Source organism: Leeia speluncae (assembly GCF_020564625.1).
Taxonomy (GTDB): domain Bacteria; phylum Pseudomonadota; class Gammaproteobacteria; order Burkholderiales; family Leeiaceae; genus Leeia; species Leeia speluncae.
In genome coordinates this window covers 101,981-116,714 of record NZ_JAJBZT010000002.1, presented here as the reverse complement: position 1 = coordinate 116,714, position 14,734 = coordinate 101,981, and the positions used below count along the sequence as shown (strand labels likewise).

The window sequence follows — 14,734 nt, the reverse complement described above, 5'->3', positions numbered from 1 at the left end:
TGCAAGATACCAATTACATGGCACTCATTTCTGTAATAGCAGGCGGGATAAAAGGACCTGGCATAAGTGGTAAACATGCGACTGCTGCTTTTTCATCATCGTAGTAACGAATCGTTTTGAAGAATAATTTGCAAGAATCAATAGCGTTGGTTTGCATCCAATTATCTTGGCAGCTGATTAGCGTACTACTTGGGTCTGCGGATGGCGTTTGCCCCATTTTTGCCTGCCAGCAAGCCGCCGTTAAATCCTGCATCATCACGGCAACTCCAGCCGTATTCGCTTGATTCATATCGCCACCATAATTCTTCGGATCCGACGCATACCAAATATAGCTAGGGTGATTACTACCTAGAATGGCAACCTGTGGCTGGTTGGCGCTAATAGATACTTTGGCTAGCTGCAGTACATCTAGGCTAGAAAGCTTGTACTGATCAACCACCCATTGTCTTGCTGGTGCGCCAAACGCCACCATCGGTTTACTGCTGACAGTATCATTTGCTGTCCAGTTGGTGAGCAACTGTTGAATATATGGCGTGAAATAAGGATAGATGCCTGTAAATTCACTGCCGGCATCCGATGGTGCGGCAATCGGTGCGATATCGACAATGGTTTGGTATCCATCGGCTTTGGTGGCCGCAACACCATTATCAACAAGTAACCCCGCCCATCGATTGGTGGTTGGATTATTTAGATAGTCTTGTTTTTGTAAAACAGACTCTGGTGGGAAGTGTAGTAGCTCGACCGTTGGGTGCTCAATCAAGGAGAGCCCAAGCGGTAATAGGAACGTCCAATCTGAACGCCATTTGTTATCCGTTTTGATTTGGCTAACGGCGGTTGCCGCCGTATTTCCCGCGTTTAGAAATTGATTCAGTGCGACGCCAAACGCATTGCCGTAATCATCTGTGATACCGGTAATCGTTGCTGAGTAAAGATTACCTTTTGCGGTGACGGTTACTTTTCCGGTGGTTTGACCATCTCGCTCAATATTTTGCTGTAGATAGTGGGCAATGGTGTCGGCAAGCGTCGGGGCGGGTGTAGGGCAACTGCTTTGACAATTTGGGTAGGTAAACAAGGTGGTGAGGTTATCTGCCGTGCCAAGTGGGATGGTCGTATCGGCAAAACTAACTAAAGCAGTAGATAATAGTAATGCAGGAACAACAGCTTTCGCTTTATTCATTGGGACGCCCTCGTGGTTGTATTCGCTATGTTTTTAGTGTCGATAACGAAGTAATGGCTTCAATCAATGCATCTGACAAAGCTTCTACGATGGAAGCTTCTACTTGGTTATTTTTTGCTGCAGACTCCAACTGCTCGGATAACGTGCAAATTTTCTCTGCACCTATCGATCTACCCACCGATTTGAGCGAGTGGGCAATTCTATGTACTTCTTGCCAGTTCTTTTCTTTAAAAGCTTCTTGTAGTTTTGCCGGTGTGCCACTGTGGTGCTGATCAAACTTTCTTAAAATGTTTAGATAACGATCTGTCGGCAACCCAACGGTTTTTTGTCCCAGCACCAGATTAATACCCGGTAAAGAAGGGAGGGAAGGTAGTGTGTTTAACTGCGCTTCCGGTGCGAGATTTGAACCCTCTTCACTATATTTGTCATTTGCGTAGGCGGTAACCAATACTTCACGATCGGTATTAATGGAAGGGCGAATCAATCTGGCTAGTGTGCTATACAGTGTGTCTGGTAAAAAGGGTTTATTCACTACTTCGGTGAATTTAGCTTCTTCAGGAAGGAGTGCTACATCACTAATGGTATGTGCTGTTAAGGCAATAATCGGCAAGTCTAGATGACCTTCTTGGCGGATAATCACCGATGCAGAAATACCATCCATTACGGGCATGTGGATATCCATTAGCACCGCATCATATTGATTTTGGCGAACTTTCTTCACTGCTTCAGATCCATTCACCGCCGTGTCCGTGATAACGCCAACATTGGTTAGGAGCTCTTCTGCAATCTGAAGGTTAATTGGGTCATCTTCCACAATTAAAATATAAGCTTTAAAGAGTGCTCGGTAGCTAGTCTCCTCCTTACTGTTTGTCCAGATCGCTCTGTCGTCGCGTCTTCTTGATAATTGACCTGGTGAATGTAGGGATTTGATCGCTGAAATCAAGTGAGTTGGTAATATTGGTTTACTAATCACCTGAATAAAGGGCTGGTCAATTTCAAGTAAGTCTATGTCGTTATTGGATTCCAGCGGGCTTGATAAGAAGATAATAGGAATGGGTTTGCCATTATCTTGTTTAAGATCAGCGATCTGCCTGACTTCTGTCCAGCTCTTATGTTCCGTCTCAGAAATAATGAAATCTGGCTTGGTTAAATTTGCATCTACTTTCTCGAATAACTGTTCAAGATTGGTAATCGCAACAGGATGAATCCCTAAAAGATTGAGATACTGTAAGCAATTGCGTAGTGCATATGAGTTTTCAATATGCACAAAAGCGGTTTGCGGCAGGGTTTGATCAATCACCGGCAAGGAGTCAACAATGCCAAATTCAGCAGTAAAGCAAAACGATGAACCCGTTGCTTCATGGCTTTCTACCCAAATATTGCCATTCATTGCATCGACAATTTGTTTACAAATCGCAAGTCCTAGCCCTGTGCCACCATATTTTCGCGTAATGGATTCATCCGCTTGGGTAAACGGCTGGAACAGGTTGTTAATGCGAGACGCTGGAATACCTACGCCAGTATCTTGTACGGTAAAGTTAAGTTCAATTTTGTCTGCAGTTGATTTACCTGGGTGAATCGACAGGCGAATTTCCCCTTTATTGGTAAACTTGGCCGCATTGCTAAGCAGATTAAGTAAGACTTGTTCAAGCTTAACCCGGTCACCTACTAGTCGACTAGGCGAGTTTTTCTCTATATCAATCACAAATTCAATGTCTTTTTCAAAGATCTTCATTGCAATCTGGTTGACGACCCGAGAGACCACCTCCTCTAAAAAGAATGGCTTATTTTCTAGTTGTAACTTACCAGCTTCCGATTTTGAAAAATCTAAAATGTCATTGATTAGTATGAGTAAAGAGTCAGCAGATAGGCGAATCTTACTTAAATAATCTTTTTGTCTAGGGTCTTTCGATTTGTGTAAAGCAATCTCAGACAATCCAATAATAGCGTTCATTGGTGTGCGAATTTCATGGCTCATTCTGGCTAAGAATGCAGACTTCGCTTTTGCTGCTTGCTGTGCGGTATCAATGGCTTCTAATAAGCGTTTGTTCCAGTTTACAATCAAGTGATAGCCAAGATAGGCCAGTGCAAAGAATAGAAAACCAATCACAAGGTAAGTTGCATGAGAGGTGGCTTTTAGGAGTTCAATTTGCTGGCTCAGGGTATTGCTATCTATCTTGTCTGGATTGCGAATAATGTTGTTACTCAGCAAGACAGAAAGAAGAATAAATAGGTAAATGCTTGATAGCAAAATGATAATGGAAAAAAGTAGCCCTCGCTGATTTAATGGTTTTAGCTTTTCCGGGAAAGGGAAAATTTTATCTCTCCAGTTGGTTACCTTCTCACTAAAAAGTAACAAAATTGGCACGCCAATCACCACTGATTGGGCCACATACCCCACCCACCAGCCTTGCCAAATATTCAGCGTTTGCTGTGGCGTGTAATGGCCTGTGTAACTCCAAATAAACGTACCAACGCTACTTAAAATGCCACCAAGGAAAACAAGTAAAACAAATGATAATAAAGAGTGAGCGGATCTGAGGGTTAAGGGCAGTGAAATAGCGCGATAACCCGCAATGAACACGGCAAAAGCAATGGGGTCGGAAAGCGCAAATAATGCCGCCCAACTTGGGGACATTTGGAAATAAATGGATAGACAAAAGGTCGATATATAAGCAGGGATAGCACCCCACCAGAACCCAAACCAAAGTGTGAGTAAGCTACAAATAGTGAGCGGTGGGTACAGGGTAAGAGAGAAGTCTGCGCCGCCAAACTCAACCGGAATGCCTGACCATCCCATTTTGACGGAGGCAAGTCCGAGCGCAATACTTAAAATATTGAGTACTAGCCAACTTGAAACAAAATTTAAACGCTCTTGTTTACTGGCAAGCCGAATATCCCGCAGTGTAATCGCGCGGTAGTGATTACTTTCAGGCTTTATCGAGTTAAATGGCGACATAATGATCTACTTAGGTGCAGAACTGCTTTTTATAAAGCAACACAATTACTTGATTCATCTGAAAGATCATTTACGGATGAATGACTAAAAAAGTGCTGATCTCCCGTTTTGTTCTTGGTTGCCTAGCATTTGATCAAAGCGTGAACATCCCTTAGTGTAGTGAATACTTTGATATATGCAAGAGGGATATCAATGGTATTTTGCCAGTAAAAAAGAAAACTTGATTCAGAACAATCATTTATGGCAATAAAGGTACATTTTCGATTTAATCATATAGATGGCGAATAAGTGTATAGCAGCTTCCATGTTGAAGATAAAATACATTTCTATCATTTGGCGACAACAGGCTAAATGAGAATAATTCTATGTCTGATTTGAGTTTAAATAAATGGATATCAGCTGGTTTTTTCGTAATCTAATTGCAGCGTTTCTACTTCCTCCAATGTGTTTTTTAATCCCGTTAGTGATTGGGATGCTATTAATTTATTGGAATAGGAAAAAATTCGGACTTTGTTTGCTAGGTGTCACTTGTCTTGTGTTTTACCTCGCTTCCACACGGATGGTGGCGGTGTGGCTGATGGAGCCATTAGAAAATGGGATGAGATTAGTCTCTAATCCTAAGGCCGACGCTATTGTGATTCTTGGTGGTGGTAAGCGAGAACAATCAGAGTACAACGGTGAAACCATGCTTTCCGAAGGTAGTGGGCTCCGCCTGCAGTATGGTAGTTGGTTAGCTAAACAAACACATTTGCCTGTTCTCGTCACGGGCGGTTCCCCTGAAATGCAAGGGGAAGCAGAAGCGCGAGTGATGGAAAAAACGATGCTTAATTTTTATGATTCATCGCCACGATGGGTAGAGGATCAATCCAAAACGACAGAAGAAAATGCTCTTTATAGTGCGCCGCTGCTTAAAAAAGCAGGGATAAATACAATTGTTTTGGTGAGCCATGGTTGGCATTTGCCTCGGGCAATCCCCTTATTTGAAAAGGCTGGATTCAAAGTAATTCCTGCTGGTGTCGATTTTACCTATGCTTATACGCCAACCATTAGAAACTGGGTGCCTTCAGCTCGTAATCTGGAGCGAACAAGTTGGGCAATGCATGAGTGGATGGGAAGAATCTGGTATGCCTTAAAACCTGCTGCAAAGCCTGTCGAAACACCGTCTCCTTAAGTCCTCAATTTTTCAACTATTGGGGGTTTCCCTAATCGGTATTCCCCCAATAGTTCCAGCCTCTACTTTCCTCGACAATTCGTTCTGAAACTAAGCCTAATCAGCCTTGATTGGGCTTAGGAATCAACATCAGTCTCCGGATCCCTAGCAAGACACGTTTACGTGGGGGCTTGCTAGGTGTTGAGTGTCCCGCCTTCGTGCGGGCACCTTTTTCCTAAGGCTGGGGATGAACCATAAGAGGAGGCTGGCATGAAATGGCTAGATAAGTTGGAAGAGACGTTCATCGCGTTTCTCATGGCAGGTGCAACTGCCATTATTTTCCTTGCTGTATTGCAACGGTATCTGTCCGGAGTGGCCTTTATGGGCATTCAGGACTTCTTTATCGCCATTAACGTAAGTTGGGCGCAAGAACTTTGCATCATTATGTTTGTGTGGATGGCAAAGTTTGGCGCGGCTTACGGTGTGCGCACAGGCATCCATGTAGGTGTTGATGTGCTGATTAATCGCTTATCAGATAAAAATCGCAAGAAATTCATTCTCATCGGCTTAGGTGCTGGCGCCTTGTTCACCGGCATTATTGCTACGATGGGTGGTGAGTTGGTCATGCATGTGCAAGAAAGTGGATCAACGACGGAAGTGTTGGAGTGGCCGCAATGGATTGTGTATTTGGCTATTCCGCTAGGTTCTTCTTTAATGTGTTTCCGGTTCTTGCAAGTCTTAGTGTCCTTTGCACGGACAGGCGAGCTACCAAAACATGATCATGGTCATGTGGATGGGATGGAAGACATTCTGGATGAGGCAAATTTAGTGCCTCAAGACATGAAGCACGGCAAGGGAGATAAATAAGATGAGTGCTTTAATTATTCTTGCTCTGCTAGTCATCTTGATGTTGACCGGCATGCCGGTATCGATTTCGCTAGGCTTAACGGTACTGACTTTCTTCTTCACCTTCTCTACTGATCCAATGACAGTGGTCGCACAAAAACTGTTCACCGGGATTGAGAAGTTTGAAATTATGGCCATCCCTTTCTTTATTTTGGCGGGCAACTTTTTAACCCATGGCGGGGTCGCCAAGCGGATGATTAATTTTGCAACTAGCTTAATTGGACATTGGCACGGTGGTTTGGGTCTTGCGGGTGTGATGGCATGTGCGTTGTTTGCTGCAGTATCTGGTTCTAGCCCCGCAACAGTGGTGGCAATTGGCGGCTTAATTTTGCCCGCGATGGTCAAACAAGGATTCCCAAAGAATTTTGGCGCGGGTGTGATTACTACCAGTGGTGCTTTAGGGATTTTGATTCCACCATCCATTGTGATGGTGATGTATTCCGTCGCGACCAATACCTCTGTTGGTAAGTTATTTATGGCCGGTGTTGTGCCTGGTTTAATGTTGGCGTTCTTCCTTGGTTTAACAACTTGGCATATCGCTCGTAAAAACAACTATCCTCGCTTGCCAAAAGCAACTTGGGGTGAGCGTGGCAAAGCATTGCGCGAGAGTTTCTGGGGCTTGTCTCTGATTGTGATTGTGTTGGGCGGTATTTACAGCGGTAAATTTACCCCGACAGAAGCCGCGGCGATGAGTGCGGTATATGCTTTCATTATTGCGGTCTTTGTCTATAAAGATATGCCGTTAAAGCGTGTGTCAAAGGTGTTACTAGACTCAGCTAATATGAGTGCCATGTTGCTATATATTATTACCAATGCAGCATTGTTCTCTTACTTGATGACCAGTGAAAACATTCCTCAGCATCTTGCAGAATGGATGATTGGAATGGGGTTAGGCAAGATTGCGTTCCTGTTGTTTGTCAACTTACTACTATTGTTGGCCGGCAATGTGATGGAGCCTTCATCGATCGTCCTGATTATGGCTCCAATCTTGTTCCCTGTGGCCATGCAGTTGGGCATTGATCCGGTGCATTTCGGTATCCTGATTGTGGTGAACATGGAAGTCGGAATGTGTCATCCTCCGGTGGGTTTAAACCTTTATGTCGCCTCAGGTATTACCAAAATGGGTATTTCCGAACTTACCGTGGCGGTACTGCCTTGGTTATTAACGATGATTGGCTTCTTGCTCTTAGTTACTTATGTTCCACAAGTTTCTTTGTGGCTGCCAAATTTCCTTGGCATGTAATTAACAAGCCGTCTGGTATCAACAAAACCCCTTGCGCAGCAATTGCCCAAGGGGTTTTGTTTTGGTGATGGTACGGTTTTTCCCCGTCCGGCCTCGTTACATCGTAGAATTTATGCTCGGTTAATCAACTAGAGCATTAGCATGAGAAAACCTGCTGCCTATGAATTACTCCGTTTGATCATCGCGCCTTTCGAGCGATTCATGTCTTCTTCGATTGCCAGTGGCGTGTTGCTGAGCATCGTGACGCTATTTGCGTTGGCCTGGGTGAACTGGCTAGATCCCGAGAGTTATCATCACCTCTGGGAAATCCCTTTTGGTATTCAAATTGGCAGTCATCAATTAACTCATTCCCTTCATTTCTGGATTAATGATGGGCTGATGGCCGTCTTCTTTTTGTTAGTCGGCCTAGAAATTAAACGAGAGTTGCTGGTTGGCGAATTAGCGTCCCCAAGAAAGGCTGCTTTGCCGGTAATTGCGGCATTAGGCGGAATGGTCGTTCCAGCGGGGATCTTTGTTTACTTTAACCAAGGATTGCCGACACTCGGTGGTTGGGGTATCCCTATGGCAACCGATATCGCTTTTGCACTTGGTGTCGTGGCGCTATTAGGCCGTCGAGTACCGATTGGCCTCAAAGTGTTTTTAACTGCCTTGGCAATTGTCGATGATTTAGGTGCTGTCTTGGTGATCGCCTTTTTCTATACTGCCCAACTAAATTGGCTGATGCTGGTGTTTGCATTGGTGACATGGCTGGTGCTGTGGCAAGCGGGTAGGGCTGGGGTGAATAATTTATTATTTTATTGCGTGGGGGGCGTCATTCTTTGGCTGTTTACCTTGCAATCTGGTATTCATGCAACCCTTGCTGGGGTTGCGCTTGCCTTGGCTATTCCTGCAAAACCATGTGCTTCGCCGGGTATTTTTCTAAATGATGCTCGTCGTCTCCTCGATGATTTGGCCGATCGTCGACCCGATCAATTAAGTCTTTTAAACGATGCACGGGCGATTGATGTCATTAAAGGGTTAGAAGCCGGATGTGAGCTAATTCAACCACCATTATTAAGGATGGAGCATCATTTGCATCATGTGGTGGCCTTTTTGATTATGCCGCTATTTGCACTGGCAAATGCGGGGGTGATTTTTAATGCCTCATTGTCAGATTTGTTTCATCAACCTGCTTCGATGGGGATTATCGCCGGCCTAGTGTTAGGTAAACCACTTGGGATTGTGCTATTTACCCTCATCGCAAGACTGGCAAAATGGGTCGAGTTGCCAGAGGGGGCCAGCTGGTCTCAAGTCATTGGGGTTGGTTTCTTGGCAGGGATTGGTTTTACCATGTCTATTTTTATTGCCGGTCTAGCTTATCCAGACGAGGCAACTTTAGCCTTAGCTAAATCAGGGATTTTGCTCGCCTCTGTCATTGCGATTGTGCTTGGGGTGATTTGGTTATTGCTATCTAAACCACAGAAGCCCCCTAAACACACCTGATCTCCCGCAGGAAGATTGGCTTGTGATAAAATCGACCAATTTAATCAAGTATTTGCGCGCGCCTTGTTAATAACGATTGGCAAGGCCCTGAAGGCACGGTTGGTCATGAGCAAGAAAATCTTTATCAAAACCTTTGGCTGTCAAATGAATGAGTACGACTCAGACAAAATGGCAGACCTCCTGAATGTCTCTGAGGGACTATCTAAAACAGATAATCCTGAAGAAGCGGATGTGATCCTGTTTAATACCTGTTCGGTACGGGAAAAGGCACAAGAGAAAGTATTCTCTGACCTCGGTCGTATTCAACATTTAAAACAGCAAAACCCGAATTTGATTATTGGTGTTGGCGGTTGCGTTGCCTCGCAAGAGGGCGATGCCATTGTGAAACGCGCTCCATATGTGGACGTAGTGTTTGGCCCGCAAACATTGCATCGCTTGCCAGACTTGATGGATAAGCGTCGTAAAACCGGTCAATCTCAAGTCGATATTAGCTTCCCTGAAATCGAAAAATTCGACAACCTACCACCAGCGCGTGTGGAAGGTGGTTCGGCATTTGTGTCGATCATGGAAGGCTGTAGCAAATATTGTACATACTGCGTGGTGCCATACACTCGTGGCGAAGAAGTTTCCCGTCCATTTGAAGACGTGTTAACGGAAGTGGCTTCTTTGACGCTACAAGGCGTGAAAGAAATTAACCTACTAGGCCAAAACGTAAACGCCTACCGCGGCAAAATGGCCGATGGTGAAATTGCCGACTTTGCGATGCTGCTAGAGTATGTGCACGAAGTACCGGGCATTGAGCGTATTCGTTACACCACTAGCCATCCAAATGAAATTACACAACGCTTAATCGATTGCTACGCCAAACTGCCAAAGCTAGTGTCTTTCTTACACTTGCCAATTCAAGCTGGTTCAGACCGTGTATTGGCCGCGATGAAACGCGGTTATACATCGCTAGAATATAAGTCGGTTGTACGCAAATTGCGTGCAGCACGTCCTGATTTAACCCTGTCATCGGATTTCATTGTGGGCTTCCCGGGTGAAACCGAAGAAGACTTCGAAAAAACCATGAAAGCGGTAGAAGACATCGGTTTTGATCAGAGTTTCTCTTTTGTTTACAGTGCACGCCCAGGTACGCCTGCTGCAGACTTGGTAGACGATACACCACAAGAAGTGAAATTAGCGCGTTTGGCGCGATTGCAAAACCGTATCAACCAAATGGCACGCGAGATTAGCGAAAGCATGGTGGGTAGTGTGCAACGTGTGATGGTAGAAAACGTGAGTAAAAAGAACGATCAAGAGTTGTCTGCTAGAACAGAGAATAACCGTATCGTCAACTTCCCTGGTAATCCTCGTTTGATTAACCAGTTTGTGGAAGTGCGTATTACTGCCGCTAACCCAAATACCTTACGCGGTGAGTTAATCATTAAAGAGTAAGTGTTTCTCAGCGCACTGAATTTTTATTAATTTTAGATAAATAAAAGAAGAACAATTGGCCAATCTGGATATTGCATTTACCCCCGTTGATAACCTGAAACTCGCTCATCTATGTGGCGCGATGGATGAAAACCTCCGCCAGATGGAGAATGGGATAGGGGTGCAGATTAATCGCCGTAATGAAAAATTTAACGTAGAAGGTGCGCCAGATAAGGCCGCCCAAGCGATTGATCTCTTAAAAGTGCTCTATAGCCGTGCAGGTCGGCCAATTGAGGTTGAAGAAGTTCAACTAGGCATTATCGAGACGCTAAGGCCAGATTTGTCTGGGCCAGATGCCGCATCTCCTGTGCTATTAACCCGCCGTCCTGATCTACGTGGAAGAACCGCAAGGCAGGTCGACTACCTAAGAGCCATCCAACAAAACGATATTACCTTTGGTATTGGCCCTGCGGGTACAGGAAAAACCTATCTAGCAGTGGCTAGTGCCGTAGATGCATTAGAGCGTGATTTGGTTAAACGTTTGGTGCTCGTGCGTCCGGCGGTAGAAGCCGGTGAAAAGCTAGGCTTTCTGCCTGGCGATTTGGTGCAAAAGGTCGATCCTTACTTACGTCCACTTTATGATGCCTTATATGATTTGATGGGCTTTGATAAAGTACAAAAGTGCTTTGAGCGCCAGCAAATCGAGATTGCTCCTTTAGCTTTTATGCGGGGGCGGACGCTTAATCATTCCTTCATTATTCTGGATGAAGCGCAAAATACAACGCCAGAACAAATGAAAATGTTCTTAACCCGTATCGGCTTTGGTAGCAAAGCGGTGGTAACGGGCGATGTGACACAGATTGACTTAGATCGCCGTCAGAAAAGCGGTTTGATCGAAGTGAAATACATTCTCAATGATATTAAAGGGCTGTCATTTCACCAGTTCATGGCAGATGATGTCGTCCGTCATCCATTGGTGCAGCGAATTATCCAAGCCTATGAAGCGCATAAACAGATGATGGGCAATTAATTGAAAGCAACCTCTTTTATTGTATCGGTTCTGGCTTTGGTTGGTATTGCATGCAACGCGATCGCAACCCCAAATGTTACGGCAGAAAAAGAAGTTCAACATTTACTCTCTTTTGTCTCTCGATCTGGCTGCACCTTTGTACGTAATGGCGCCAATTATTCTGCGAGCCAAGCTAGTGAACATCTAGCGTCTAAGTACGACCAAGCAAAAGATAAGCTCAACACTTCAGAAGATTTTATCCGCTACGTTGCCTCAACGAGTTCGATGACGGGTAAGCCATACTTGGCTAAATGTAGTGGGAAAAGTGAAATAACTAGTAGCGTATGGCTGACCACCGAGTTGGCTCGCTTTCGTAAGCAAGGAAAATAAGTATTATGGCTAAAGCTTCTCTTGAATTGACGATCCAATTTCAAGTGCCGACAGATGGATTGCCCTCTCGTGAATTTTTTAGAAAGGTTGCGGCAGAAGCGCTTGCTGCTGGTGAAGTAGCAGAAGTGACCTTGCGTATTGTTGACGAAGAAGAAGGTCGTACGTTAAATCGCGACTATCGTGAAAAAGATTACGCCACCAATGTACTGACGTTTACGTTTGATGATGACATGCCTGTGATCGAAGGCTTGCCGCTAATTGGCGATATCGTCATGTGCGCACCGGTCGTCGCTAAAGAAGCGGCAGAACAAGGTAAAACTCTAGAAGCGCATTATGCCCATTTGCTCGTGCATGGTATGTTGCATTTGCAAGGCTTTGATCATCTAGAAGATGAAGAAGCGGAAGAAATGGAAACCTTAGAAACCCAGCTTCTGGGCGCGTTAGGTTTTGCAGACCCTTATGCCGGTGAAAAAGACGGCGCGATTGATGACTAAACCACTCTCGTTAAATGGCATGCATCATGTTGCCATTATCGCGAGCGATTACCATCGTTCAAAAAGCTTCTATACGGAAGTGCTGGGTTTGAAAGTATCGGCCGAGCATTTTCGTGAAGAGCGTCAGTCTTGGAAATTGGATTTGCAATTACCAGACGGCACGCAAGTTGAACTCTTTTCCTTTCCCAATCCGCCAAGTCGGGTGTCTAGACCAGAAGCCTGTGGTCTAAGGCATCTCGCGTTTAAGGTGGCAGATATTGATGCGTGTGTTGCCGCTTTGGTATCGCATCAAGTCAATTGCGAGCCGGTAAGGGTCGATCCTTATACCGGCGCACGCTTTACATTCTTTGCAGATCCAGACCACTTACCGATTGAACTATACGAAATCATCTAACCTATTGTTGGGCTAGTTGTCGAATCGCTTCCGTTAAATAAGGAATTTGGGATTCCTTTAATCCTGCAATATTAATCCGACCTGTTTTCGTGCCATAGATGCCAAATCTAGCGGCAAGTATGTCCATCTCTGAGCTGGAGAAGGGGAGAAGAGAGAACATGCCTTTGCCACGCGCTAAATATGCATACCTATTCTCTCGCTCATCTTCTTGTAACGCTAAGGATAGTTGTTTGCGCAAATGATTAATCCGATTGCGCATGAAGGTCAGTTCCCCTTGCCAATTGCTATTTAGCGTAGGGTCGCTTAGTAGTAAGTGCGCGATCGCTGCCCCATGCTCTGGCGGCATGGAATAATTGCTTCTGGCAATTTGCTCAAATAAGCTGCGAATGGCAGGTTGCTGACTGGTATTGCTCACCACCATGGCACATCCGGTACGTTCGCAATATAAGCCCATATTTTTTGAACAGCTAGCCGCGATAAAGACGGTCTCTAGCGACCCAATCAAATGATGTAGTCCTTTTAATTCATTTTCCATCGTGTCACTTAACCCTAGATAGGCAATATCGACTAGTGGGGTTAATTGCTTGCTCGCTAATAGGCTCGCTAAGGTTTTCCATTGAGGTTCGCTCAGGTCTACGCCGCTCGGGTTATGGCAACATCCATGTAAGACAACGACATCACCCGGCTTCGCCATCGATAGATGTTCTAACATCGCCGCCTCATCCAATTGACCGTTGCTATCCAAATAAGGGTAGGTTTTCGTTTTTAAACCGGCTTTTTGTGCGATTGGTTCATGGTTGATATAACCCGGATTGCTAATCCAAACGGTGGCAGAGGGCGATAGCGCATAAATGAAATCAAACAATAAGCGTAATGCGCCTGTGCCACCAACAGTTTGGATCGTCGTTGTTTTTGCTATTGCACCATTTGGGACTAACAGTCCCGTCATCGACGCATTAAATAATGTATTTCCACTTAATCCTTTATAAGCTTTAGAGGTCGCTTCATTGGCTAAGCGTTGTTCCGCTAGTTGGACGGCTTGCATGGTTGGCGTCACACCATTCTCATCGCGATAAACACCCACAATTAAATCTAGTTTGTCGTTGCGCTGATCTTGCTCCATTTTAGATAGGACTGCCCAAAGTGGATCTGGCTGAGGGATTGGAAGGTTATGTAGCATTTTCTTTCCTATCTAGAGGGTTTATTTGCGATGGAGACACCAATCGTGATGAGTACTACGCCGATTAAAACAGCGGCGGATAGTGATTCATGCAAGATGGGAACAGACAGTAAAGCGGTTAACGCAGGGGTAAGGGAACCAATCAATGCGCTTTTCTCGGCGCCAATTTCTTTGATTGCAAACCCGTAGCAAAGCCCTGAAACTACGCCAACGCCAATTCCTTGTAGTAAAAAGAACGGAGCAATGTCTGAAAGAGTGCTGTGTAAAAGGTGTGAGTCAGTCAGTTGAAATGACAAGGCAATTGCACAGATGACAAAGGAGGGTACGCAAAGTAGCAGGTTACATGCAATTGCATCTAACTGAGAAAGTCGGATGCCGACGGTGTAAAGACTCCAGAGTATGCTGGATATCAACAAAATAAGAATACCCAGGGTGATTTGATGGCCTGTTTGGTTACTCCAAAGCATCCCTAGTATGCCTAGTAAAATAAAGCCAAGCCCTATCAATCTTTGTTGGCTAGTTTGCTGCTTCCAAAACAGGACGCAGATGAGTGTGACAAATAAAGGGACGGTGCCTGATATCAACGCGCCGACATGGGCGGCAGAGGTCATTTTTGCACCAAGTGAAGCTAATAGAAAAAATGGAACACCAGCGCCAAAGGAAATCAGGAAAAGTGCGATTTTATTGGCATTTTTAATGGCTCGCCAACTCGATTTCCAATAAGGAAGGAGTAGCAAGCAAGGTAGCCCAAACCGAATGAAGGCGACATCAATTGGCAAAAGCGTTGAATGACCAATCGCCCGAATACTCAGCGCAAAACCTGTCCAAATAAGGAGCGTCATACACATGGCTAAATAGCCCGAGGTTGACTTGGAGGTTGAGATAGGAAGGGCAATTTGCATGACAATACTCTCGAAGCGGATAGAGAGATTGT

The 14,734-nt window shown here is 45.0% G+C and carries 13 protein-coding genes; 9 read left to right on the top strand and 4 right to left on the bottom strand.

The genetic code is table 11. The features are described from left to right. Positions 1–13 precede the first annotated feature (13 nt). Positions 14–1,177, bottom strand: coding sequence for a hypothetical protein (locus LIN78_RS03485; RefSeq protein WP_227178516.1), 1,164 nt, complete (start codon positions 1,175–1,177; stop codon positions 14–16). A 25-nt stretch (positions 1,178–1,202) separates the two neighbouring features. Next, positions 1,203–4,136 carry an ATP-binding protein gene (locus LIN78_RS03480; protein WP_227178513.1) on the bottom strand — a complete coding sequence of 978 codons (2,934 nt, stop codon included), beginning with the start codon at positions 4,134–4,136 and terminating at the stop codon, positions 1,203–1,205. Between the two features lie 535 nt (positions 4,137–4,671). On the opposite strand from LIN78_RS03480, the gene LIN78_RS03475 reads away from it, so the two are divergent. From LIN78_RS03475 to gloA2, 9 genes are all read left to right on the top strand, one after another. Beyond that, positions 4,672–5,307 carry a YdcF family protein gene (locus LIN78_RS03475; RefSeq protein WP_227178510.1) on the top strand — a complete coding sequence of 212 codons (636 nt, stop codon included), beginning with the start codon at positions 4,672–4,674 and terminating at the stop codon, positions 5,305–5,307. A gap of 249 nt (positions 5,308–5,556) precedes the next feature. Further along, positions 5,557–6,153 carry a TRAP transporter small permease gene (locus tag LIN78_RS03470; RefSeq protein ID WP_227178507.1) on the top strand — a complete coding sequence of 199 codons (597 nt, stop codon included), beginning with the start codon at positions 5,557–5,559 and terminating at the stop codon, positions 6,151–6,153. A 1-nt stretch (position 6,154) separates the two neighbouring features. Then, a complete protein-coding gene (locus LIN78_RS03465; protein ID WP_227178505.1) occupies positions 6,155–7,435 on the top strand; it encodes a TRAP transporter large permease in 1,281 nt (426 codons plus the stop codon). A 141-nt stretch (positions 7,436–7,576) separates the two neighbouring features. Then, complete coding sequence (gene nhaA, locus LIN78_RS03460; RefSeq protein ID WP_227178503.1) at positions 7,577–8,917, top strand: Na+/H+ antiporter NhaA; 1,341 nt, start codon at positions 7,577–7,579, stop codon at positions 8,915–8,917. Between the two features lie 105 nt (positions 8,918–9,022). Then, positions 9,023–10,354 carry a tRNA (N6-isopentenyl adenosine(37)-C2)-methylthiotransferase MiaB gene (miaB, locus tag LIN78_RS03455; RefSeq protein ID WP_227178501.1) on the top strand — a complete coding sequence of 444 codons (1,332 nt, stop codon included), beginning with the start codon at positions 9,023–9,025 and terminating at the stop codon, positions 10,352–10,354. 55 nt (positions 10,355–10,409) lie between these two features. Next, positions 10,410–11,363: a PhoH family protein gene (locus LIN78_RS03450; RefSeq protein ID WP_227178499.1), complete on the top strand. Its 954-nt coding sequence runs from the start codon at positions 10,410–10,412 to the stop codon at positions 11,361–11,363. Next, positions 11,364–11,732 carry a DUF5329 family protein gene (locus LIN78_RS03445; RefSeq protein WP_227178497.1) on the top strand — a complete coding sequence of 123 codons (369 nt, stop codon included), beginning with the start codon at positions 11,364–11,366 and terminating at the stop codon, positions 11,730–11,732. 5 nt (positions 11,733–11,737) lie between these two features. Beyond that, positions 11,738–12,226 carry an rRNA maturation RNase YbeY gene (ybeY, locus tag LIN78_RS03440; protein WP_227178494.1) on the top strand — a complete coding sequence of 163 codons (489 nt, stop codon included), beginning with the start codon at positions 11,738–11,740 and terminating at the stop codon, positions 12,224–12,226. Next, complete coding sequence (gene gloA2 / locus LIN78_RS03435; protein WP_227178492.1) at positions 12,219–12,620, top strand: SMU1112c/YaeR family gloxylase I-like metalloprotein; 402 nt, start codon at positions 12,219–12,221, stop codon at positions 12,618–12,620. The genes ybeY and gloA2 overlap by 8 nt, the downstream gene beginning before the upstream one ends. A gap of 1 nt (position 12,621) precedes the next feature. On the opposite strand, the gene LIN78_RS03430 is transcribed toward gloA2, so the two are convergent. Next, complete coding sequence (locus LIN78_RS03430) at positions 12,622–13,800, bottom strand: amino acid aminotransferase (protein WP_227178490.1); 1,179 nt, start codon at positions 13,798–13,800, stop codon at positions 12,622–12,624. An 8-nt stretch (positions 13,801–13,808) separates the two neighbouring features. Beyond that, positions 13,809–14,702 carry a DMT family transporter gene (locus LIN78_RS03425; RefSeq protein WP_227178488.1) on the bottom strand — a complete coding sequence of 298 codons (894 nt, stop codon included), beginning with the start codon at positions 14,700–14,702 and terminating at the stop codon, positions 13,809–13,811. Between the last annotated feature and the right edge of the window lie 32 nt (positions 14,703–14,734).